25 protein-coding genes are annotated in these 22,953 nt (G+C 57.6%); 17 read left to right on the plus strand and 8 right to left on the minus strand.

What is annotated here, in order from left to right:
• The first annotated feature begins 8 nt into the window (after positions 1-8).
• Complete coding sequence (gene grpE / locus DFP90_RS10045; protein WP_115936333.1) at positions 9-662, plus strand: nucleotide exchange factor GrpE; 654 nt, start codon at positions 9-11, stop codon at positions 660-662.
• Positions 663-717: 55 nt separating this feature from the next.
• On the opposite strand, the gene DFP90_RS10050 is transcribed toward grpE, so the two are convergent.
• The gene (locus DFP90_RS10050; RefSeq protein WP_115936334.1) at positions 718-1,503 is read right to left on the minus strand and encodes an endo alpha-1,4 polygalactosaminidase; all 786 of its coding nucleotides are present in this window, start codon (positions 1,501-1,503) and stop codon (positions 718-720) included.
• Between the two features lie 286 nt (positions 1,504-1,789).
• Between DFP90_RS10050 and DFP90_RS10055 the strand changes: the two genes are divergently transcribed.
• Complete coding sequence (locus DFP90_RS10055; RefSeq protein ID WP_181905283.1) at positions 1,790-3,853, plus strand: methyl-accepting chemotaxis protein; 2,064 nt, start codon at positions 1,790-1,792, stop codon at positions 3,851-3,853.
• A gap of 66 nt (positions 3,854-3,919) precedes the next feature.
• On the opposite strand, the gene DFP90_RS10060 is transcribed toward DFP90_RS10055, so the two are convergent.
• Entirely contained in the window at positions 3,920-4,828 is a 909-nt protein-coding gene (locus DFP90_RS10060; protein ID WP_115936336.1) for a DMT family transporter, read from the minus strand.
• Positions 4,829-4,971: 143 nt separating this feature from the next.
• Here DFP90_RS10060 and nth point away from each other — a divergent pair, with 143 nt between their 5' ends.
• The 3 genes from nth to DFP90_RS10075 all read left to right on the plus strand — a co-directional run bounded on the left by nth (position 4,972) and on the right by DFP90_RS10075 (position 6,370).
• Complete coding sequence (gene nth / locus DFP90_RS10065) at positions 4,972-5,604, plus strand: endonuclease III (RefSeq protein WP_115936512.1); 633 nt, start codon at positions 4,972-4,974, stop codon at positions 5,602-5,604.
• Between the two features lie 165 nt (positions 5,605-5,769).
• Positions 5,770-5,967 carry a type II toxin-antitoxin system HicA family toxin gene (locus DFP90_RS10070; protein WP_115936337.1) on the plus strand — a complete coding sequence of 66 codons (198 nt, stop codon included), beginning with the start codon at positions 5,770-5,772 and terminating at the stop codon, positions 5,965-5,967.
• Positions 5,968-5,980: 13 nt separating this feature from the next.
• Positions 5,981-6,370 (plus strand): type II toxin-antitoxin system HicB family antitoxin, encoded by a 390-nt coding sequence (locus DFP90_RS10075; protein WP_115936338.1) that lies wholly within the window; start codon positions 5,981-5,983, stop codon positions 6,368-6,370.
• Positions 6,371-6,381: 11 nt separating this feature from the next.
• Here DFP90_RS10075 and DFP90_RS10080 read toward each other — a convergent pair whose 3' ends face one another.
• The 3 genes from DFP90_RS10080 to DFP90_RS10090 form a co-directional block, all read right to left on the minus strand.
• Positions 6,382-7,176 carry a substrate-binding periplasmic protein gene (locus DFP90_RS10080; RefSeq protein ID WP_115936339.1) on the minus strand — a complete coding sequence of 265 codons (795 nt, stop codon included), beginning with the start codon at positions 7,174-7,176 and terminating at the stop codon, positions 6,382-6,384.
• A gap of 125 nt (positions 7,177-7,301) precedes the next feature.
• Positions 7,302-9,128, minus strand: a complete 1,827-nt coding sequence (typA, locus tag DFP90_RS10085) for a translational GTPase TypA (RefSeq protein WP_115936340.1) — start codon at positions 9,126-9,128, stop codon at positions 7,302-7,304.
• 29 nt (positions 9,129-9,157) lie between these two features.
• Positions 9,158-10,186: an adenosine kinase gene (locus DFP90_RS10090; protein WP_115936341.1), complete on the minus strand. Its 1,029-nt coding sequence runs from the start codon at positions 10,184-10,186 to the stop codon at positions 9,158-9,160.
• Between the two features lie 203 nt (positions 10,187-10,389).
• On the opposite strand from DFP90_RS10090, the gene pyrF reads away from it, so the two are divergent.
• From pyrF to DFP90_RS10150, 12 genes are all read left to right on the plus strand, one after another.
• Positions 10,390-11,139, plus strand: coding sequence for an orotidine-5'-phosphate decarboxylase (gene pyrF / locus DFP90_RS10095; protein WP_115936342.1), 750 nt, complete (start codon positions 10,390-10,392; stop codon positions 11,137-11,139).
• Between the two features lie 19 nt (positions 11,140-11,158).
• Positions 11,159-11,902, plus strand: a complete 744-nt coding sequence (locus tag DFP90_RS10100) for a hypothetical protein (RefSeq protein ID WP_115936343.1) — start codon at positions 11,159-11,161, stop codon at positions 11,900-11,902.
• A gap of 66 nt (positions 11,903-11,968) precedes the next feature.
• Positions 11,969-12,610 carry a phosphoribosylanthranilate isomerase gene (locus DFP90_RS10105; RefSeq protein WP_115936344.1) on the plus strand — a complete coding sequence of 214 codons (642 nt, stop codon included), beginning with the start codon at positions 11,969-11,971 and terminating at the stop codon, positions 12,608-12,610.
• A 264-nt stretch (positions 12,611-12,874) separates the two neighbouring features.
• Positions 12,875-13,945: a glycine oxidase ThiO gene (thiO, locus tag DFP90_RS10110; protein WP_218044633.1), complete on the plus strand. Its 1,071-nt coding sequence runs from the start codon at positions 12,875-12,877 to the stop codon at positions 13,943-13,945.
• On the plus strand, positions 13,942-14,139 hold the full coding sequence (gene thiS, locus DFP90_RS10115) for a sulfur carrier protein ThiS (protein WP_115936345.1): 198 nt from the start codon (positions 13,942-13,944) through the stop codon (positions 14,137-14,139). The genes thiO and thiS overlap by 4 nt, the downstream gene beginning before the upstream one ends.
• A 4-nt stretch (positions 14,140-14,143) precedes the next feature.
• Positions 14,144-14,935, plus strand: coding sequence for a thiazole synthase (locus DFP90_RS10120; protein WP_115936346.1), 792 nt, complete (start codon positions 14,144-14,146; stop codon positions 14,933-14,935).
• Between the two features lie 4 nt (positions 14,936-14,939).
• Complete coding sequence (gene thiE, locus DFP90_RS10125) at positions 14,940-15,548, plus strand: thiamine phosphate synthase (RefSeq protein WP_115936347.1); 609 nt, start codon at positions 14,940-14,942, stop codon at positions 15,546-15,548.
• 114 nt (positions 15,549-15,662) lie between these two features.
• On the plus strand, positions 15,663-16,880 hold the full coding sequence (gene trpB / locus DFP90_RS10130) for a tryptophan synthase subunit beta (protein WP_425452156.1): 1,218 nt from the start codon (positions 15,663-15,665) through the stop codon (positions 16,878-16,880).
• Positions 16,877-17,716: a tryptophan synthase subunit alpha gene (trpA, locus tag DFP90_RS10135; protein WP_115936349.1), complete on the plus strand. Its 840-nt coding sequence runs from the start codon at positions 16,877-16,879 to the stop codon at positions 17,714-17,716. Before trpB ends, trpA begins: the two co-directional genes overlap by 4 nt.
• 41 nt (positions 17,717-17,757) lie before the next feature.
• Positions 17,758-18,753 carry an acetyl-CoA carboxylase, carboxyltransferase subunit beta gene (gene accD, locus DFP90_RS10140; RefSeq protein WP_115936350.1) on the plus strand — a complete coding sequence of 332 codons (996 nt, stop codon included), beginning with the start codon at positions 17,758-17,760 and terminating at the stop codon, positions 18,751-18,753.
• Between the two features lie 39 nt (positions 18,754-18,792).
• On the plus strand, positions 18,793-20,082 hold the full coding sequence (locus tag DFP90_RS10145; RefSeq protein ID WP_115936351.1) for a bifunctional folylpolyglutamate synthase/dihydrofolate synthase: 1,290 nt from the start codon (positions 18,793-18,795) through the stop codon (positions 20,080-20,082).
• A gap of 14 nt (positions 20,083-20,096) precedes the next feature.
• Positions 20,097-20,510: a DUF6653 family protein gene (locus tag DFP90_RS10150; RefSeq protein ID WP_115936352.1), complete on the plus strand. Its 414-nt coding sequence runs from the start codon at positions 20,097-20,099 to the stop codon at positions 20,508-20,510.
• A 14-nt stretch (positions 20,511-20,524) separates the two neighbouring features.
• On the opposite strand, the gene DFP90_RS10155 is transcribed toward DFP90_RS10150, so the two are convergent.
• Genes DFP90_RS10155 through murJ form a run of 3 tightly spaced genes read right to left on the minus strand, consistent with a single transcriptional unit; the run spans position 20,525 to position 22,937 of the window.
• Positions 20,525-20,941: a DUF805 domain-containing protein gene (locus DFP90_RS10155; RefSeq protein WP_115936353.1), complete on the minus strand. Its 417-nt coding sequence runs from the start codon at positions 20,939-20,941 to the stop codon at positions 20,525-20,527.
• Position 20,942: 1 nt separating this feature from the next.
• Positions 20,943-21,377, minus strand: coding sequence for a DUF805 domain-containing protein (locus DFP90_RS10160; protein ID WP_115936354.1), 435 nt, complete (start codon positions 21,375-21,377; stop codon positions 20,943-20,945).
• A gap of 3 nt (positions 21,378-21,380) precedes the next feature.
• Positions 21,381-22,937, minus strand: a complete 1,557-nt coding sequence (gene murJ, locus DFP90_RS10165; protein WP_115936355.1) for a murein biosynthesis integral membrane protein MurJ — start codon at positions 22,935-22,937, stop codon at positions 21,381-21,383.
• Positions 22,938-22,953 lie beyond the last annotated feature (16 nt).

Genomic DNA, 22,953 nt, shown 5'->3' on the forward strand with positions numbered 1-22,953 from the left:
AATGTGAGATGAGTGAAGAAAATAGCAACGGCAACGAGCCGGAAATGAACGAAACACCGGAAAATGAAGCGCCCGAGACTGAGGCTGCTGACGGTGCGGAAGGGGCGGAGGACGCGGCGGCTGCCGCTGCCGCTGCCGCTGGCGCGGAAGACCCGCTGGCCAAGCTGCAGGCGGAAAATGCCGAACTGAAAGACCGTCTGATGCGGGCATTGGCGGAAGTTGAAAATGTGCGTCGCCGTGCGGACAAGGAACGCCAGGACCAATCCAAATTCGGGGTCAGCCCGCTGGCCAAGGAATTGATGCCAGTGGTTGATAACCTGGGCCGGGCGCTTGAACATGTGCCGGATGCCCTGAAATCGGATGATGACGCGGTCAAAAACTTCCTGATGGGTATTGAAATGACCGAAAAACAGCTGGTGGATGCCTTTGACCGCTGCCAGATCAAAAAGGTCGACCCATTGGGCGAGAAATTTGACTATAAACTGCATCAGGCCATGAGTGAGGCCACGGGGACCGAACATGCGCCGGGTACGGTTGTGCAGGTTCTGCAGTCGGGTTATGTGCTTCATGACCGGTTGCTGCGCCCGGCCATGGTGATTGTCGCAAAGGGCGAGCCGGAAGCACCGAGCGGCGATACCGCACCGGTGGATACCACCGCCTAAGCCGTTCGATATACAAAATTACTGCGTTAAGGCCGCTCCATATGGGCGGCCTTTTCTATTTGAGCAGGCAGGGCCGCCACCAGGCGTCCAGCGCATGTTTCTTGATCAAACCGCTCAGGCCAAGCCGGTCGGCATGGGCGCAGAATTGGTCTGCGTTGATCGCCTGATCCTCATATTCCGTGGCGAAAACCGCTTTGCCGGATTGCAGGAAAGGCTGCATGTCGCCGCACCAACTTTCCGCAAAACATTCTTCGGTCAGAGCCCAGTCAAACTGGTCGGCAAGCTCGGCCGCGAGATCCGGCGTGTTTTTCAAGCCGATGGAGAGGCCGCGCTTATGGGCCTCTTGGGCGAGCCAGCGGTTATAACGCAGCTGATCATCCCGGCTGATGGCAAAGCCGGTGCCGTTTTGGTAGGCGTCCATATTATCGGGTTCGATCGCGTCAAACCCCTTGTCCCGGCAAAGGTCGAACCTGGCCCGTATGATCGGGGCTAGTTGGTCTATCTGGCGGATATCCAGCCAGCGTTCCCCTTCCCAGCCGTCAAAATCGTGCCCCAGAATATCTTTCGGGAAAGCATGGCGGTCCGGACGCCAATTCTCCCAGGCACCGACATTGATGTAACAGATGGTCCGAATACCGCGTGCTTTTAGTTGGGTTACCGTTTTGGCATCCGTATCGAACAGATCCAGATCAATCACATCCAGGGTGCGGTCCAGTTTGATCGGTTCGCTCAACTGCCAGTCCCAGCGCAACTGGCCGCTGGGTTGCCAGGGGCTCTCGGCCCAAACAGCGCTGGAGGTCAGGCAAGTGGCCAGCAAGAGGAAACGGAAAAGACATACCATGATGTGATCGATGCAGCCTTTGAAATTGCGGTAATTCCGCTGCTAAGCATATCATCAATCTGAAATCCTTGAAACTTTAACAGATTTTAAATCTGCCTGGCGTATTTTCCGGCGCATATCATCGTAAGCGAATGATTGCGTGTTTGCCATATTCTTGACCATACGGTCAGTAACTGGTTTCATGCAGTCCGGCGCATATGACATGTCTGCTGTCACGCTTTCCGGGGGCTTGGAGGGTTGGAGAAGACGGCTTGTACAGGACTTTTCTTTGAAGGAACCCCGACGCGTGTTTGGCACTCTCAAAAATCTCTCGATCCGGACCAATATCCTGGGGGCGACCGTTGGCGCCCTTGTGATTGTCGTTATCACCGGTTTGGTTGGCACAATTGCGGTCACCGGTTTGAATGAAGCTGTTGAGCGGTTTACCCAGCGGGTCAATCCCAAGGTTGAGGCCGTGGTGGCCGTGGAACGGCGTGTTGTCGCGGCGGCTGCGGCCACAGAGGCCTTCATCCTGGATCCGCAGGAAGAATTGAAGGCCCGGGCTGACAAGGATATCCGCGCAATCGCCGAGGCGCTGGATTCGGCGGCCCGCGCGGCGGAAGCGGATGAAGACAAAACCCTTGCCGCCGACATTGAAACCACCCGCGGCCAGGTTGCAAGCCTGTCTGAGAAAGCGGCGCAGGCTTTCGGCCTGATTGCCCGGGATGCAGAATTGCAGCAAGAGACCCTGGCGCTTGGCAACAAGGTGCTGTTCGAAGCCCAGAAATATCCGAAAGCGGTTATGGATGCGCTGAATAATGCGGCCATGATGGACGATCTGGATGCATTGTTTGACTTGAATTCGGAAATGGCAGTGATGCTGGAGGTGGACCGCCAGGCGGCTCATCTGCGCCGGTTGGAGAGCGCCTATTTGGTGTCGCGTAAGGAGGAGGACCGGCTGAGCCTGGATGCGAAGGTCAAGGAATATGTCAACCTTCTCGGGCGCTTGGAAAACAGCATCGATGATGCTGCCCGGACCAAGATGATTGAGGATACCGCCAAGGCGCTGGCGGAGTATCAGGCCCTGCTGGATCAGTTGGTGGCCAATAATGAACAGTTGCAGGCGACCAAACAGGAACTGACCGCGTTGGCCTCCCAGGCGGTGGACAATATGAAGGCAGCGGTGGCTAAGGTGACCCAGGGCGCTGCCCTTTATGGCCAGGCCTCTGTTGAAGAGGGCCATGCCAACCTGCTGATCATGGGGGCTGTGATCCTGGCGGCCATCATCCTGATGATCGGTCTTGGCTTTGTGAATGCCAATGTGCTCTCCACCCCGGTCCAAAAAATGACCCGGACCATGACCCGGCTGGCCGAAGGGGATCTGGAAGCGGAGATCCCGGCGACGGAATATAAAAATGAAATTGGCGATATGGCCAAGGCGGTGGAGGTCTTCAAACGCAATGGTCGGGAGCAGGCAGACATGCGCGCCAAGGAAGCCCGACAGATCGAGGAGCGTGAAGCCCGGCAGAAAAAATTGGAAGATCTCACCAATCGGTTTGATGCGGCGGTGACCGGGGTTCTCTCGACCGTAACCGGGGCGATCGGCCAGATGAATGAGGCCAGCACCGCCATGAGCCAGAATGCCAAAACCACCATGGAACGCAGCTCAACCGTGTCCACGGCCACCCAGGAAGCCAGCGGCAATGTGCAGACCGTGGTTGCGGCGACAACCGAGCTATCCGCCTCGATCCAGGAAATCTCCCGCCAGATCAATCATGCGGCTTCTGCGGCGCAAGACGCGGTGCGCACGGCCTCCAGCACCAATGACAAGATCGAAAGCCTGGCGGTGAAAGCCCAGAGCATCGGCGAAGTGGTGTCCCTGATCAACGATATTGCGGAACAGACCAATCTGCTGGCCTTGAACGCTACCATCGAGGCGGCCCGGGCCGGTGACGCGGGCAAGGGATTTGCCGTCGTTGCCAATGAGGTCAAAAGCCTGGCCAACCAAACCGCCCAAGCTACTGAACAGATCACCCGCCAGATCAGCGGCATTCAGTCGGAAACCGATGGGTCGGTGATGGCGATCCGCGAAATTGTCGCCGGTGTGCGCGGGATCGAGGAATTAACCACCACGATCGCGGCGGCGGTCGAGCAGCAGGATGCTGCGACATCTGAAATCAGCCGTAATATCGAAGAAGCGGCCATGGGAACGGATAATGTGGCCTCCAATATCCGGGATGTGGCGTCCGCGGCTGAGGAAACCGGCTCCATGGCGTCGAACATCCAGTCTGACAGCGATAATCTGAAACGCGAGAGTGAGCGGTTACGCGGTGAGGTGGAGAGCTTCCTGGGCAATGTCCGGGGGCTATAGCGACCGGTTGCTCGCGCATTCTCAGGCTTGTCATCCCGGGTTTGATCCGGGGGGGCGGCAAAGAAATTAGCGTCGCCGTTTAAACTGGGTCACCGCGATCCCGGCCATGATCAGCAGGAAGGCGGCCAGACTGCTGGGGTCCGGCCGTTCCGCCAGGAAAATCATGCCCCAGATCAGGCCGAAAACCGGCACCATGTAATTATTGAGCGACAGGAAGGATGCCCCCTGCTCTTTCACAATCTTCAACAGGATGATCTGGGCTAGTGCGGTGGAGGTGACCCCCAGCATCACGACAGAGAAAACCGCGCTGCCGCTGGGGGTTAACAACCAGGGTTGGTCCGTGATCAGGGCCATGGGCACGATCAGGCTGGTGCTGGTGATCATAATGGCGGCGGCAACCCCGCGCCGGGGCAGGCCGGACAGCTGTTTCGCCATGACACTGGAAAAACCGTAACAGGCGGCACCCAGCGCCACAGCCAGCTGGTGGATGGCCTCCGTGCCGAGACTGAGCAGCGAGCTTGGCCCGATCAGGAGGATGATGCCCGTGAAACCGATAATCAGGCCGATCACCTTTTGCGTGGTGATCTTTTCATCCGACGTGAAGAAATGAGCCACCACCAGGGTGCAGAGCGGCACAATGGCCATCAATATGGCGGCAAGCCCGCTGTCGATTTCCTCTTCGCCCCAGCCGATCAGAGTGAAGGGAACCGCATTGCCAAAAATGGCAATGCCGGTGATAAAGATCCAGGCCTGGCCGAATGCCGGCAGGCGCTGGCCGGCGATGCGGGCGGCCAGATAGAGAATACCGGCGGCCAGCGCGATGCGCCCGGCGGCGATGGTCATGGGCGGGATGGTATCAATGGCAATCTTGATGAACAGGAAGGAGCCACCCCAAATGGCGGCCAATGTCACAAGCAAGGCATAATCGGTCCAGCCTGCAGGGGTTGCGGCGGCCTGGCTGCCGGTTCGTGCCATGATGGTTCCCTTCCCAAACAAAATTAATGAGGGCTCAAGCTATCGGCATGGTCCGGCTTCGACAAGCAGGGACTTGCCTCCCCCCGCCTGCTGGCCGATAAACGGGGAAAATAATGATGGATCAGCCCAACAGGACAGCGGTCATGAAGCGCGAAAATGTCGACGAATTTTTCCGGCGTCTGTCGGAGGAAAACCCCGAGCCCAAAGGCGAGCTGGATTACACCAATCCCTATACGCTGCTTGTGGCGGTGGCGCTCTCCGCCCAGGCCACCGACATCGGGGTGAACAAGGCGACTAAGGAACTGTTCAAGATTGTCGCTACCCCCCAGGATATGCTGGATTTGGGCGAAGCAGGCCTGAAGGACCATATTAAAACCATCGGACTCTATAATTCCAAGGCCAAGAATGTGATGAAGATGGCGCGCCTGCTGGTCGATAATTTCGGTGGCGAGGTGCCGGAAGACCGGGCGGCCCTCGAAACCCTGCCCGGCGTTGGCCGCAAGACCGCCAATGTGGTTTTAAATATTGCCTTTGGCCATCCCACCATTGCAGTGGATACCCATCTTTTCCGGGTCGGCAACCGCACCGGTATGGCGACGGGCAAGACCCCGCTGGAAGTGGAGAAGAAGCTGGAAAAGAAGATCCCGAAACATTGGAAACGCCATGCGCATCACTGGCTGATCCTGCATGGCCGTTATATCTGCAAAGCGCGCAAGCCGGACTGCGCCAAATGCGCTGTCATTGATCTGTGCAAATTCAAGGGCAAGACGGTGTAATACACATAGATACACATTTTTGTTGACGCTAATGAAGCATTGTGTGTATTGATGTGTATATAGTTTTAGCTTGGGATGCCCACTCAAGTTTCAGAGCATAAAGATAATCAATTAGGGAGAGCACCATGTCAGAAGTCGTTTGTATGAAGAAAAGGACTCTTAGAAATGTCACTTTCCTCCAGAGAGGTTATACGTGTTCTTGAAGCGGACGGGTGGTTTCATGTTAAAACCAAAGGGGATCACCATCATTTCAAACATCCAGTTAAGCCTGGAAAAGTAACGGTCCCGCACCCGGATAAAGACCTCAAAAAAGGTACGATCCGGAGTATCGAGCGACAATCAGGTATAAGGCTTCTGTCGTAGAAAGGCAGTAAGGATGAAACGTTATTATCCCGCAGTAATTGAATCCGATGAAAATTCGGGATTTTCGGTGTTCTTTCCGGACTTTCCCGGTTGTGTGAGCGCCGGTGACACCATTGAAGAAACCGTTCGTAATGCCAATGAAGCATTGTCTGGCCATATCGAATGTATGGCTGAGGATGGCGATCCTATTCCGGATCCAAGCAGCCTTGATGACCTGCATGTTGATGAAGATATTCAGGTTGAGCTAGTGGTTCTTATTGAAGCGAGTACTCCTGGTAGGAAACAGCGCTACAATGTGACGTTGGATACGGTACTTGTTGAAGCAATTGATCGAGTTTCAAAAAATCGTTCTGGTTTTCTGGAGCAGGCAGCTCGCGAAAAACTCAAAAACTTAGTTGCATGATTCGAATTCAGTTATGAACTGGCGGGCTTGGCAAGGCGCAGGATATGGCGTTCGCGGATGGCCTGAATCTGGCTGACCACTGCGGGGGTGTTCAGTGTTGTGTTAAAGAGATCACGCAAAAACACTGAATTTTTTAAACTTTTTGGAAACATGAGATAGCCTGGGTCAATACTGATCACGGCATCCAGAGGCACGACTTCGCCCTCTTTGTCACCCAGATAGCTTCTTTGCGCGATACGGGCGACAAAGATATCCTCAATCAGGAAATCCGCCCGGCCATGGGCGATCATCAGCCAGCAGCTTTTCATGCTGGGCGGGCGCATGCGGGTGATTTTTCCCGCATTAAACAACCGGTCCATCTCGGCAATACCTGCTGTGTGATGGGGCAAGCATTCCGCCAGGCCGGTCAGGCTCTCGGGATTTTGATAGCGGATATCCGTGTCCTTCCGAATAAAGATCTTGCTTTCCCAGCTGACGATCGGATCGCTGAACAGGAATTTCTGCTCGCGCTCTTTATTCTTTAAAAAGGGAAAAGTGGCGTGAAATGCGCCTTCCTGGGTGGTTGTGATCGCGCGCTGCCAGGGATAGAAGGATACGGTGCTATCCCGTCCCATCGCCTCAAACACGGTTTGCACGATTTCGGTTAGAACCCCGCCATTTTCAAGATCGGGTCCGGTGAATGGCTCGTAGTCGCCGGTTGCCAGCTGGATCGGCTCCGCGCGGGCAGTGATCCCGTGACCGCATATCTGGACCAAGGCCGAGATAATGATCAGCCAACGAACGCCTTTTTGGATGAGCAGCGGCAAATCGAATTCTCCATATCTGCCTCTCGGGGAAAGATAGCAGGCGCAGCATTAAGAATTCTCTAATGGGCAAGCACAAAAAAGGAGGCCGACTGGCCTCCCTTTTTCAACCGGCATCATGAGCCGGATTAGTTCTCTTCCGCTGCGCGGCGTTTCTTGTCACGCTTGCGCTCATGCGGATCGAGGATTGCCTTGCGCAGCCGGATATGGTTGGGGGTCACTTCCACCAACTCATCTGCCTCGATATAAGCGATGGCTTCTTCCAGGGTGCGCGTGATCGGGGTGGTCAGCTTGACCGCATCATCCTTGCCGCTGGCACGGACGTTGGTCAGCTGCTTGCCTTTCAGCGGGTTTACTTCCAAGTCCTGGCCCTTGTTATGTTCCCCGATGATCATGCCCGGATAGACATCAACACCGCCCGGAATGAAAAGCGGCCCGCGCTCTTCCAGGTTCCACAGGGCGTAAGCGACGGCCTTGCCTTTTTCCGCGGAGATCAAAACGCCGACCCGGCGGCCCGGAATGCCGCCTTTGAAGGGGGCATAGCCGGTGAAGATGCGGGACAGGATGCCGCTGCCGCGGGTGTCGGCCAGGAACTCACCCTGATAGCCGATCAGGCCGCGGGACGGAATGGCAAAGCGCAGGCGCACCTTGCCGCCACCGGACGGCACCATCTCCATCAACTCACCTTTACGCAGGCCCATTTTTTCAACGACGACGCCGGAAAATTCCTCATCCACATCGATCTGGGCTTCTTCCATCGGCTCCAGCTTTTCGCCGTTCTCGCCGGTCTTATAGAGAACCTTCGGCGGGCCGACGGTCACCTCGAAACCTTCACGGCGCATGGTTTCCACCAGCACGCCCAACTGCAATTCACCGCGACCGGCAACTTCAAAGCTTTCCTTTTCGGCGCTTTGCGTGATTTGGATCGCGATATTGGCTTCCGCCTCGCGATTCAGGCGATCGGCGATCATGCGGCTGGTCAGCTTGTCACCGTCCAGACCGGCCAGCGGGCTGTCATTGACCGAAATGGTCATAGACATGGTCGGCGGGCTGATCGGGCGCGCTTCCAGCGGCTCTTCCACATCCAGTGCACAGATGGTGTCGGCAACGGTGGCCTTGGAGAGGCCTGCGACCGCGACAATGTCCCCGGCGCTGGCTTCTTCGATGGGTTCGCGTTTCAGGCCGCGGAAGGCCAGCAACTTGGACAGGCGCACTTGTTCGATCCGGTCGCCCTTCTGGCTGATCGCTTTGACGGTCTCACCCATTTTCACCTTGCCACTGAAAATGCGGCCGGTGAGGATGCGGCCCAGATAAGGGTCCACTTCCAGGGTGGTGGCCAGCATGCGGAACGGGCCGTTTTCATCGGCGATGGGTTCGGGCACATGATCAACGATTTTCTCGAACAGGACGTTCAGGTCCTCACGCTCATCGCCGAGGTCATTGACGGCCCAGCCCTGTTTGGCAGAAGCAAAAAGAACCGGGAAATCCAGCTGCTCTTCGGTTGCGTCCAGGGCGACAAACAGGTCAAACACCTGATCGACGACCCAGTCGGCACGGGCGTCCGGTTTATCGGCCTTGTTGACCACGACAATGGGTTTCAGGCCCAGCGACAAGGCCTTCATGGTGACAAATTTGGTCTGGGGCATCGGGCCTTCGGCCGCATCTACTAGCAGGACCACACCGTCGACCATGGAGAGGATCCGCTCTACCTCGCCGCCGAAATCCGCATGGCCCGGGGTGTCGACGATATTTAGCCGGGTGTCTTTCCACTCCACGCTGGTGCATTTTGCCAGAATGGTAATGCCGCGTTCCTTTTCCAGGTCGCCGCTGTCCATGGCACGCTCGTCGAGCTGCTGGTTGGCACGGAAGGTGCCGGATTGTTTCAAAAGCTCGTCAACCAGGGTGGTTTTCCCGTGGTCGACGTGAGCGATAATCGCCAGGTTGCGCAAGGCCATAGCCGTTTACTTTCCGTCTTAATCCAAAATCAATTCACAATATCGGCCAACATGGCCTTCACATCGGCCTCGACCCGGGCACCGTAATGGGAAATCACTTCCGCCCCCATCATGGAGCCGATGCGGCCGCAAGTTTCCAGCGGCAGGCCCTGGGTCAGGCCATAAAGAACCCCGGCGGCATATTGGTCGCCGGCACCCGTGGTATCGATAACTTTTTCGACCGTCGCCGCCGGAATGGTGATCAGTTCTTCCGGGGTGACAATAACCGAGCCCTGTGACCCGCGGGTTACAGCCGCCAGATGGCAATCCTTGCGGACCTGGGCGATCGCGGCGTCAAAATCAGTCACTTCATAGAGGGAGAGCAGCTCATCCTCATTGGCAAACAGGATATCGATATGGTTTGCCACCAGATGGCGGAAACTGTCCCGGTGCCGGTCGACACAGAAACTGTCGGACAGGCTGAGCGACACTTTGGTATGGCCAATATGGGCGCTTTCCGCTGCGTGAACCTGCAGGCGGTCCTTGGCATGGGCGGCTTCGGCCGCTTTTACGAAGGCCTGCTTGGCTTCTTCACGATCAAACAGATAACCTTCCATATAGACAATCTTGCCCGCCTGGATCACCGCAGGGTCGACATCTTCCGGGGTCAGGCGGTTGGCCGCCCCCAGATAGGTGCACATGGTGCGCTCCGCATCCGGGCTAACCAATACCAGGCATTTGCCGGTGGCTTCGCCGTCGGTGGAGGGGCTGCTGTCGAAATCAACACCGATGGATCGGATGTCATGGCGGAAAATCTCGCCGAACTGATCATCGCGCACCTTGCCGATATAGGCGCCCTTGCCGCCCAGTGCCGCCAGGCCGGCCATCGTGTTGCCGCAAGACCCGCCGGAAACCTCGCGGGCGGCGCCGACTTTGTCATAGAGTGCGTTTGACTGGTCCAATTCGACCAGGTTCATGCTGCCTTTCGGCAGGGCATTTTCATTCAGGAAATTGTCCTCGATATCGGTAATGATATCCACCAGGGCATTCCCGATGCCCACCACGTCATAGGCCGCCATAAACCGTCCTTCTTGTCTGAATGCTTCATACGCCACGGGGGACCAATGCCAGCCCGGGCAGATTTCTGTGCCCGCTCTATAGCCCGAAGCAAGGCTTTCCGCAATGCCTGGGGGTCTCAATCGGCGGGAAATCCGCATTTCAACTTGTCTGCGGGACACCTTGCGGCTAGATCAGGGGCAGGAATTCATGAAAGGACCGCCCGATGCTCCAGCCGAAAGACCGTATCCTTGTTGCTTTGGACACGCCCGATGTCGGGGCCGCGCAGGATTTATCCCGGGCGTTGCAGGGCCATGTGGGCGGGGTCAAGCTGGGCCTGGAATTCTTCAATTTCAACGGGCCGCAGGGGGTTCGGGCCGTGACCCACGGGGATGAGGCGGAAACGCCCCGCGGCCAATCGACCCCGAACCAACCCTTTTTCCTGGATCTTAAATTCCACGATATCCCGAACACGGTGGCGGGTGCGGTGCGCGGCGTGGTGCCGTTGGGGCCGAAGATTATCAATGTCCATGCGTCGGGCGGGCCGGCCATGATGAAAGCGGCCCTGGACGCAGCCAATTTCGCGGCAGAGCCACTGGGCGTGGTGCGCCCCATGGTGATTGCGGTGACGGTCCTGACCAGCATGGATGAAGATGATCTCGGCGCGGTCGGCCAGCAGGGTCCTGCGGTCGAACAAGTGGTGCGCCTGGCGGAGCTGACCCAGAAATGCGGTCTGGATGGTGTCGTTTGTTCCGCGCGCGAGATCAGCGCGATCCGCAAGGCTTGCGGGCCGGATTTCAAACTAATCGTGCCCGGCATTCGTCCGGAAGGTTCTGATACCGGTGATCAGAAACGCACCATGACCCCGAAGCAAGCGGTTGAGGCGGGGGCCGATTATCTGGTGATCGGCCGTCCGATCACCCAGGCCTATAACCCGGTCGCAGCGGCAAAAGCCATCGCCGACAGCATCGGCTAATCCGATGGGGGTCGGGGGCATGCTGCTGGCATCCCTGGTGATGCCGATCAAACGTTTGCCGACTGTGTTGAAAGCCGGTTTTATTCCGATCCTGCTGATGGTGCTTTGGCAGTTTTATGGTATTGATCTGGTTGCCAAAAGCCCTATCGGGAAAAGCGATTTCCTCGGTCTCGCCCTGCATGCCGGGAAATGGTTTACCAGCGGTCTTTTTCTATTTGTCTGGTTGCGGGCCATCAACCGGAATGAGGGCGGTGACTGGCCGTTGGTGCCGTTCCTGTCGCTTTACGCGATCCTCTATTTTCTCTATCAGCTGTTCCAATGGCTGGCGCGGGAAGGTTTTACAACCATCCTGCGACAGATGCCCATCGAGACCCAACTGCAATTCAGTGATTGGACCGTTCAGCTGCCCTTTGCGTTGTTTGCTTCGGCATTGGCGGTCATTCCCTACATCATTTATTTCCGCCTCTCGCTTGGACTTTCAAAGATCGCTTCCGGGGAACATTGTTCGATCAATGAATCCTGGGAGCTAGGCTCGGTGGCGCCGGTGGCGCTCTCCCTTCTTGCGGCGGGAATCTATTTCATTGATCTGGGTCTGAACGGCCTCTTTCTGCTGCCGGTCATGCTATTCTTTCCGGAGGTGACAGGCATTTATTTCGACGGCATGTATGATTGGATTAAAGCCTATCATTTCATCGAGGTCGTCTATATCCAGGCCGTCTTTGCCGCTGCTCTCTTTCTTTTCTTGCGTGGAAACGAAGACTAAGTTTCTTGTCTGAGCCGGGACAATGACTAAATTAAAGGCTCTTTTTGGGAAAGATGGAATCCAGTGATGGCGGTCGAGGCAAAAATCTGTGGCATTAACGATCCCCAGGCGATGAATGCCGCCGTGCAGGCGGGGGCCGCCCATGTGGGGCTGGTGTTTTTTCCGCCGAGCCCGCGCGCGGTTTCGCCCCAGGAAGCGGCCATGTTGGCGGCCCGGGCACCGGCTTCGCTCAATCTGGTGGGATTGTTTGTGAACCCCGAAGACGGCCTGATCGACCAAGTGCTGGAGGCGGTGCCGCTGGATATCATCCAGCTGCATGGCAAGGAACCGCCCGAGCGCGTGGCTGAAATCCGGGCCCGGACGGGCCGAGAGGTGATGAAGGCGATCGGCCTGAAAAGCCGGGATGACCTGGCGGCGATCAAGGCCTATGAACCGGTGGTGGATTATCTGCTGTTTGATGCCAAGGCACCGGAGGGGGCCAAATTGCCGGGCGGCAATGCGGTGGCCTTTGACTGGACCCTGCTGGAAGAAAAGACTTGGGAAAAACCCTGGATGCTGGCCGGTGGCCTGACCCCGGCCAATGTGGCCACAGCGGTCAAGCTGACCCGCGCACCCTGTGTCGACACCTCATCCGGTGTCGAGGATGAGCCGGGGAAGAAAAACCCGCAATTGATCCGGGATTTCATCGGCGCGCTGCGCGGGCTTTGATGATTGCTACAGCGCTGTCCCTCCGGAATCATGTCCGGGGGACGTTAATGGTGGGTGTTGACGCTCACTCTTCCCAGCATTAATTTTAAACCCATCACCGGGGGTGTTCGCGATTGGCGCGGGCTGAGAAATACCCCAGAACCTGCCCTGGGTAATGCCAGCGAAGGAAGCGTGTTGCATGTCTGATATTCATTTCCAGAAGAATCCGACCGAACCCTGCTGCCAGACGCATCTGCCCGGGCTTATTTGCCTGGGAGCGGTCGGGTGTCCAAAAACAAACATATAGCGATTATTGGTGCCGGTATTGCCGGTCTGATGACGGGGTTGAGCCTGTTAAAACGGGGCTATTCTGTGACCCTGTTCGAAGCGGGCGATGCCGGCCTTGATCACAGTTGCAGCTTTGTGGCGGGCGGCATGCTGGCCCCATGGAGCGAGATGGAAAGCGCGGAAATGCGCATTCACCGCCTGGGCTGCCGGTCGATCGGCCTGTGGCGCGATCTGATGGACCGGCTTCCGGGCAGTCCCTTCTTCCGCGCGGACGGTACATTGATCGTGGCCCACGGCCAGGACCGGCCCGACCTGGAACGGTTCCGGCAGAGGCTGGATTTTGCCGGGCTGGGGGGAGAGATCAAAAATCTGCAGCCGGATCAGCTGGCCCGGTTGGAACCGGGCCTGGCCGACCGGTTTGAAAACGGTCTGCATCTGCCCCGCGAAGCCCAGATTGATCCTCGGAGCCTGCTGCCGGTTTTGATCGCCTATCTCAAACATCAGGGAGCGGCCTTTCATTTCAACCGGCCGGTCGATGCCCTGGCATTCGATCATATCCGCATTGAGGATGAGCGGCATGGCTATGACCGGGTGATTGATTGCCGGGGGCTTGCCGCCCGGGACTGCCAGCCTTTGCTGCGCGGCGTGAAGGGCGAGGTTGCGCTGATCCGCTGTGCGGATATGCGGCTCAAACGCATGGTGCGGCTGATGCATCCCCGCTATCCGATCTATATTGCGCCCCGGCCCGACCATCATTTTCTGATCGGCGCGACTTCCCTTGAGACAGAGGACAGGCGGGTGACCCTGCGTTCCACGCTGGAGCTTTTAAGTGCCGCCTATTCCCTGCATCCGGCCTTTGGCGAGGCGGAAATTATCGATATCCGCGCGCATTTGCGCCCGACCCTGCCGGATCACCGGCCCTGCCTGGAGGAACGCGACGGGGTGGTCCGTCTGAACGGGCTATACCGCCATGGCTATCTGATCGCGCCCGCTTTGGCGGAAGAGGCGGCGGATTTCGTTGAAACGGGCAGCCTGCCCCAAAACCCCTTGATGGAGGATGTGGCATGATGATCACCGTCAATGGAGAGAGCCGGAAAATCACGGCAGAGACCACACTATCAGATCTGCTGGCCCAGCTTGGCTATGTGAAGGGCTTTGCGGTTGCTTTGAATGGTGAGTTTGTGCCGCGAACGGATTATCCGGAAACCGGAATACGGACGGGGGATGCGGTTGAAATCCTCACCCCCATGCAGGGAGGGTGAGATCATGGCGGACGATTTTGACATTGGTGGCCGGTCGCTGGCCTCGCGCCTGCTGATCGGCAGTGCGCTTTATCCTTCGCCCGCGATTATGGAACAATCGATCCGGGCCTCGGGCGCGGAAATAGTCACCGTGTCGCTGCGGCGTGAGGCGGCAGACGGCCAGGCAGGCGCGGCCTTCTGGTCGATTGTGCGTGATCTGGGCGTATCCGTCCTGCCCAACACAGCGGGATGCCGGACGGTTCGGGAAGCGGTTGCGACGGCGGAAATGGCGCGGGAATTGTTTGAGACCAACTGGATCAAGCTGGAGGTGATCGGCGATGATTACAGCCTTCAGCCGGATGTTTTTGGCCTAGTCGAGGCCGCGGCGGAACTGGTCAAACGCGGTTTCACGGTCTTTCCTTATTGCACCGAGGATCTGGTGGTGGCAAAGCGCCTGGTGGAGGCGGGCTGTTCCATCTTGATGCCCTGGGGCGCGCCAATCGGCACCGGGAAAGGGCTGATTAATCCCTATGCCCTCGGCCAGCTGCGCCATGCCTTTCCGGATATACCGCTGATTGTTGATGCGGGGATCGGTACGCCAAGCCATGCGATGCAGGCGATGGAGCTTGGCTATGACGGCGTGCTGCTGAATACGGCGGTGGCCAAGGCGGCGGATCCGGTGGGGATGGCATCGGCCTTCAAGGCGGCGGTTGCAGGCGGGCGTCTGGCCCATCTGGCGGGCCGCATGCCCGAGCGCGACCTGGCCCGGCCCAGCACCCCGGTGATCGGCACCCCTTTCTGGCATCAGGCGGACTAAGACCATGAGAACAGATGGCATTTACGGTTTTTATCCTATTGTTCCGGATGTGGAATGGGTTGCGCGTCTCTTGGCTTTGGGCGTGAAAACGATCCAGCTTAGGATCAAGGGGCTGCCCCCGGCGCAGGTAGAAGAGCAGATCGGAACAGCGGTGGCCCTGGCGCGCCAACATGAGGCGCAATTGGTGATCAATGATTATTGGGCCTTTGCCCAGGCCCATGGTGCGGAATTTATCCATCTGGGCCAGGAAGACCTGGACGGTGCTGATCTCAACGCGATAGAGGCCAGCGGCATTAAACTGGGGATCAGCACCCATTCCGAACAGGAACTGGACCGGGCGCTTGGCTGTCCGTTTGATCATATCGCCCTTGGTCCGGTTTATGAGACGACCTTGAAAAAAATGCCCTGGGCGCCACAGGGATTGAAAAAACTGCGCATCTGGAAGGAAATCATCCCCTGCCCCTTGGTGGCGATCGGCGGTATCACCCTGGAACGCGCACCTAAGGTATTGGAAACAGGCGCGGATTCCATTGCTGTTGTCAGTGACGTGGTGTTTCATGAAACCCCGGAGAGCCGTGTTGAAGACTGGTTGAAGCTGTTTGAAACGCGTTGAAGCCGAACACATATCTGGACTTGCCCGGCCTGCTGTTTTATGAACCGTCGATTACCTTCTGCCGTAGAAAGTCGCTTGCCAGCGATTTCCGCGCATAGAAGGAGTGATAGGGGAATGAGAATGAGCCAGATCAACAGTTTTCGGACCGGGCCTGATGAAAGCGGGCGCTTTGGTATTTTTGGAGGCCGGTTTGTCGCGGAAACCCTGATGCCGCTGATCCTGGATGTTGAGCAGGCCTATACTGACGCCAAGAATGATCCGGGCTTTGCCAAGGAATTTTCCTATTACCTGAAGGATTATGGCGGCCGCCCCTCGCCGTTATATTTTGCTGAGCGCATGACCGAGGCTTTTGGCGGCGCGAAGATTTATTTGAAGCGCGAAGAGCTCAATCACACCGGCAGCCATAAGATCAACAATGTTCTGGGCCAGATCCTTTTGGCCCGGCGCATGGGCAAAAAACGTATCATTGCCGAAACCGGCGCCGGCCAGCATGGTGTGGCCGTGGCGACAGTTTGCGCGCTCTTTGACCTGCCTTGCAAAATCTATATGGGCAAGACCGATGTGGAGCGCCAGGCGCCGAACGTCTTCCGTATGAAGTTGCTCGGTGCTGAGGTTGAACCGGTCACCAGCGGTTCCATGACTTTGAAAGATGCGATGAATGAGGGCCTGCGTGACTGGGTCGCCAATGTGGAAGAAACCTTCTACATCATCGGCACTGTGGCGGGACCGCATCCCTATCCGGAAATGGTCCGCGATTTCCAATGTGTGATCGGGGATGAGACCAAAAAACAGATTATGGAACATGAAGGCCGTCTGCCGGATGCGCTGACCGCCTGCATCGGCGGCGGGTCCAATGCCATGGGTCTGTTTCATCCTTTCCTGGATGACAAGGATGTGGCGATCTACGGCGTGGAAGCGGCGGGCAGCGGTGTTGAAACCGGCCTGCATGCGGCCAGCCTGAGCGGTGGCAAGCCCGGTGTGTTGCATGGCAACCGGACCTATCTGCTGCAGGATGAGGATGGCCAGATCACCGAAGCCCATTCCATTTCCGCGGGGCTTGATTATCCTGGCATCGGGCCGGAACATGCCTGGCTGAAAGATATCGGCCGGGTGAATTATGTGTCCGCCACCGATGATGAGGCGATTGCCGCTTTCCAGAAATGCGCCAAGCTGGAGGGGATCATTCCGGCCCTCGAATCCAGCCATGCACTGGCTTATACCGAGAAGCTGGCCAAGGAGCTGGGCAAGGATCAGATCATTGTGGCCTGCCTGTCGGGTCGGGGTGACAAGGATGTGCATACCATCGCGGACCGTCTGGGAGTGGCGTTATGACTGTAGAATTTGCGCCGGACTCAGGCCGTATCAAAGCCCGCTTTGAAAAGTTGAAGAGCGAAGGCCGCGGCGGGCTTGTCACTTTCGTGACCGCGGGTGACCCGAATTATGAGACCGGCCTGGAGATCCTGAAAGGCCTGCCGGCGGCGGGTGCGGATATCATTGAGTTGGGCATGCCCTTCACCGATCCGATGGCGGATGGCCCGGCGATCCAGGCGGCAGGCCTGCGTGCATTGCAAAACGGCCAGACCCTGACCAAATGCCTGGATATGGTGCGGGAATTCCGCCAGCAGGATCAGGAAACCCCGGTTATTCTGATGGGCTATTTCAACCCGATCTATGCCTATGGCACGGAAAAATTCCTGGCCGATGTTAAACAGGCCGGTGTTGACGGTCTGATCATTGTTGATCTGCCGCCGGAAGAGGATTCGGAATTGTGCATTCCGGCGTTGGAAGCGGGCGTGAACTTCATCCGCCTGACCACGCCGACCACGGTGGGGACCCGGTTGCCGGTTGTTATGACAAACACCTCCGGTTTTGTATATTATGTCTCGATCTTAGGGATCACCGGCACGGCATCGGCATCTGAAGAAGCGATCCGCGAAGCGGTGAGCCGCTTGAAGTCCGCGACTGATCTGCCGGTGGCGGTCGGGTTTGGGATCAAGACGCCGGATCAGGCAAAATCCGTTGCCTCCATTGCCGATGCGGCGGTGGTCGGCTCCGCGATTGTGGACAAGGTAAATGCGAATTTGGACGAAAACGGCCAGCCGAATGACCGGCTGGTGGATTCCGTCCTGGGTTATGTATCGGAACTGGCAGGCGCGATCCGCGCGTGAAGCGCGCCGCCGGATAAACAGGTTAGCAAAAGGCTTCATCCATGAATTGGCTTACTAATTTCGTTCGCCCCAAAATCAAGGCGCTGGTCGGCGGCAAGCCGGATGTTCCGGACAATATGTGGCATAAATGTCCCGGCTGTACCCAGATGATCTTCCATCGGGACCTGACGACCAACCGCCATGTCTGTCCGCATTGCGATCATCATCTGCGTATGCCGTTGCTGGAACGCATGGATATGCTGTTTGACAACAGTGCCTATAACCGTATCGAACTGCCGAAAGTGGTGAGCGATCCGTTGAAATTCCGCGACCGCAAACGCTATACCGACCGGTTGAAGGAAGCCCGCCACGCGACCGGTGAGGATGATGCGGTGATTGTCGCCCATGGCAAGATCGGCGGCAGCAATGCGGTGATCGCAGGCCTGAATTTTGATTTCATGGCAGGCTCCATGGGAACCGCTGTCGGTGAAGGCATTATTGCCGCCGCCCGGCTGGCGGTTGTGCAGAAGGCTCCTCTGATTGTTATTCCGGCCTCCGGCGGGGCGCGCATGCAGGAAAGCATCCTCTCTTTGATGCAGATGCCGCGCACGACCGTTGCTGTTCAGGAAGTCAAGGAAGCGGGCCTGCCCTATATCGTGCTGCTGACCGACCCGACCACTGGCGGTGTTTCAGCCAGTTTTGCCATGCTGGGCGATATCCAGATTGCGGAACCGGGCTGCCTGATCGGCTTTGCCGGGCGCCGCGTGATTGAGCAGACCGTGCGTGAGGTTCTGCCCGACGGCTTCCAAACCGCGGAATATCTCTATGATCATGGTATGATCGATATGGTGGTGTCCCGGCCCGAGCTGAAAGACACGCTTTCCGGCATGATTGATCTGATCATGAATCCAAAACCCAGTGGTGAAGTGCTGCCGTTAACCCGGGAATCCATTGAGGAACATCTCGAGATTCCGGAAGAAGACGGAGTGGATCCGGATGAAAAGCCGATCGAGCAGCCGATCACTGATGCGGTCGGTCCGCGCAAAGCGGCTGATTGACGCCTCTCAGATTTGTCCTTTTAGAAGACGGGTATCGATATGGTGGAACGCAGGAGTGACGCCATCCTGGCGCGCCTAATGGGGCTTCACCCCAAGGTGATTGACCTTAGCCTTGATCGCACGTTGGATCTGCTGGACCGGCTGGGCCGCCCGCAGGATCATCTGCCGCCGGTGGTGCATGTGGCGGGTACCAATGGCAAAGGATCGACCATCGCCTTCATGCGCGCGATCCTGGAACAGGCCGGTTACCGGGTGCATGTCTATACCTCGCCCCATCTGGTGAAATTCGCCGAACGGATCCGCCTGGCCGGTGAGGTTATCCCGGAAGAAAAGCTTTCCGCCCTGCTGGAACATTGCGAAGAGGTGAATGAAGGGGTGCCGATCACCTTCTTCGAGATCACCACCTGTGCCGGGTTCAAGGCCTTTGCCGACACGCCGGGGGATGTTGTGTTGTTGGAGACCGGACTTGGTGGGCGGCTGGATTCCACGAATGTGGTGGCCAATCCGGCGGTGACCGTGATCACGCCTGTCTCCATGGATCATCCGCAATTCCTGGGTAATACGGTTGAGGCAATTGCCGGTGAAAAGGCTGCGATCCAGAAAAGCGGCACGCCGTCGGTGATCGGACCGCAGCCGGATACCGCTATGACGGTGATTGATGATTATGCCCAGTCCGTGAATGCACCCTTGGCGCGTTTTGGAGCGGAATGGCAAATCACGGAGACCGCAGACGGCCTGCAATTCACCAGCGCGCCTTTGTCCATCGACCTGCCGAAACCGGGTTTGCTCGGCCGTCACCAGACCGCCAATGCGGGCATGGCGATTGCCGCGATGCTGGAACTGCGCGACCAAGGGTTTGAGATCCCCGATGATGCCATCCGCCAGGGCCTGGCGAAGGCCACCTGGCCGGCCCGGCTGCAGCGCCTGAAAAAGGGTCCGATCGTGGATGACCGCGGGCCTGACTGGGAAGTTTGGCTGGATGGTGGCCATAATGCGGCCGCGGGCGAGGCCCTGGCAGACTGGATGGAGCAGCAGAAGCGGGATCTGCCGCTCTATATTATTTTCGGCATGTTGAATACCAAGGCCGCCGGCGATTTCCTGAAACCCTTGGCCCCCCATGTGGCCAAGGCCTGGTCGATTGCCATTCCGGGTGAGGAAAACAGCCTCACGGCGCAGGAATCCTGTGATTTTGCCAGGGAACAGTCTATCGAGTGTATTGCGGCAGACAGCGTGGAACAGGCGCTTGGCCAATTGCCGGACGGTCCGGCCCGCCTGTTGATCTGCGGCTCGCTTTATCTGGCCGGTGTGATCCTGTCGGAAAACGACTGAAGGGAACAGGGTCCATGTCGTTAAAGGAATTGATGTGGACCCGGCACCGAAATCCCTGGAGCGGCTGGACCCGCGTTCTGGTCGGGTTTGCTATGGGCCACGCGCTTTGGCTCCATGATTGGATTTATCTGGCCATCACCATTGTCGCGGTGATCACCAACCCGTTTTGGTTTCCGGCGCCCAAGCGGGAGGATGCCTGGATGACGCGGGCGGTTGATGGCGAGCGTTTATGGCTCGGGCAGGCGGACTGGCTGGATAAGGGGGTGTTTTTTGGCCCGTCGGCGGTGATGAGCCTTGTTCTGATCTGGGCGCTTTATCACCAGGATCCGATCTGGAGCGCGCTTGCAGGCGCAACCGTGGTGATCCATAAATTCCTGTTTTTGTTTTTCTGTGTGCGTTTTGTTGCCAATGTAAACCGGCTCAACTGATTTTCAGCTGGATCCTATTGCTGATAGTGGCGCGGTCCTGTTCCATGTCGCGCCGGCGGTTTGTCCTTGCCTGGTATCAGACAAAGCAGAAGCAGGAACAAGGTTCCGATGATTGGGATTGGCGGCAGAAAGGCCAGCCAGGTCGACCACCGCAGATCATTGAGACGCTTAACATTCCATTGACCCTGGAACCACAATATTCCCACCATCAGGATATAGGCGAAAACCAGTCCCGTTATATAGAGCCCCGTCCCCCAGCGGTAGAGGTTAAAGCCATCGGCCAGCCACATGGCCAGATAGTAGAAGGGCGTTACCAACAGACCGCAGAGGAAATATTCCAGGCGACCCATGGTTTCCTGTGGCCGGACGCGGCTCATGGCATAGAGATAGGTGGTTATCAGGCCGCCAATAAGAAGTACATTAATGATCATTTTATTGGGCGATGCGCTGGCGCATCTCTTCCACTTTTCTTTTGTTTTCTTCGCCAACCGTTCCGGTACGCCGGGATGATTGCTGTTCCTTTCCTGGCTTGAATAGCAGGATCAGGGATATGATCGTGCCAACCAGCGGAATGGGCAAAGTGAGCGCCATGCCCCGGGACCAGCCCAGATGGTTCATGCGCATGACGCTCCATCGGCTGCTGAAAAAGACGAGTAAAACTATCACCGCAAGTCCGAAATAAGCCATAGAGAGGCTGCTTGCCAGAAAGCCTCGAGGCTGAAGGCCCTGGTCGATTAGGATGAAGACAAGAACACTGGGCAGGATCCGCAACGCATAATCGCCCCGGTTCAGAATTGTTTCCTTGTTGGTTATGAAAATTGGCACGATTACGGCCAGGACGACCATTCCGATGAATGCGAATAGCATAACTTAATTTTTCCCCCGTTTTAACATGCCCTTGACCTCGCGAAGATCGGCAGCCCCCAAGATTTGCGCCGTGACAAGATAAAGCAGCCCGCCCCCGGCAACAAGGCCAGTAAGGCTGGCGAGGCGCAGCAGGAAATCCGCACCCTGCAGCCAGCCGGAAATCAAGCCGGTTGCGAAATAGAGCGCTGCCCCCATGAGGCCGGCGGCCACGGTCAGGCGCGGCAAGATCCTCTTCAGCCGTTGATCCAACTGAAAATGGCCGCGCCGGACCAGGATGACTGCCAGGGCGATGGTATTGGCCCAGGCAGTGACGGCAACGGCCAACGCGATGCCGACATGGGCCAGGAACTGCATCAGAATGACGGCCAGCGCGATATTCAGGGCGACATTGATCATCGCGACCCGCACCGGCGTCCTGGTATCTTCCCGGGCGAAAAAGCCCGGGCTGAGTGCCTTGATCAGGACATAGGCGGGAAGGCCGATCGCATAGGCGCGCAGTGCGTCCGCGGTTGCGACGGAGGTTGCGGCGTCAAATTCGCCCCGTTCAAACAGGACCGTGACAATGGGCCAGGGCATGGCGATCAACGCAACGGCCGCTGGTACGGTCAAAAACAGGGACAATTCCAGCGCACGGTTCATGGAATGGTTGGCGGCCCCGGTTTCACCGGCCTTTAGTTGACGGGTCAGCAGCGGCAACAACGCGATTCCCACCGCCACCCCAACCACACCAAGCGGCAGCTGATTAATCCGGTCGGCATAATACAGGAAAGAGACGGATCCCTCGCGCAACAGCGAGGCCAGCATGTCCCCGATCAAGACATTGATCTGGATGACACCGGCACCGAGCACACCTGGTGCCATCAGTATCAGCAGGCGTTTGACCCCCGGTGTCAGGCGCGGGCGCGGCAGGCGCACCATGACCCCGGCCTTGTGGCAGGCCCGGGCCAGGAATAGGAACTGGATCGCGCCAGCGATGGTGACACCGACCGCCATGGCATGGCCCGGCAGGGATACGACATCCAGGCTGATCAAGCTCAGGGTTGTGATCATCACCACATTCAAAAGAACTGGTGCGGCTGCCGCATGGGCGAATTTGCCAACCGAATTCAGCATGCCGGAAAATTGCGCGCACAAGACCATGAACAGGAGATAAGGAAAGGTGATCTGGGCGAGGGCGACGGTGAGGGTGAACTTTTCCTGGTCGTCAACAAATCCGGGGGCCACCGCCTGCATGATCCAGGGCATGGCCGCCAGACAGACGATGGTAAAAAACAGCATGAATGTGACCAGGATCGCGGCCACCTCCCCGCCAAAACGGCGGGCTTCCGCTATCCCGTCTGCCTCCACCCGGCCGGCATAGAGTGGCACGAATGCGGCATTCATGGCCCCTTCGCCAAACAGGCGCCGGAACAGGTTCGGGAATTTGAAAGCCATGAAAAAGGCGTCGGCAACCATGCCGGCACCGACCACATTGGCGATCATCACATCGCGTATGAAGCCAAGCACGCGGCTCATCATGGTCCAGCCACCCACCGTGGCCACCGAACGCAACAAGGACATGGACTGCTAAAACCCC

It is taken from the genome of Aestuariispira insulae (genome assembly GCF_003385955.1).
Classification (GTDB): Bacteria; Pseudomonadota; Alphaproteobacteria; order UBA8366; family Aestuariispiraceae; genus Aestuariispira; species Aestuariispira insulae.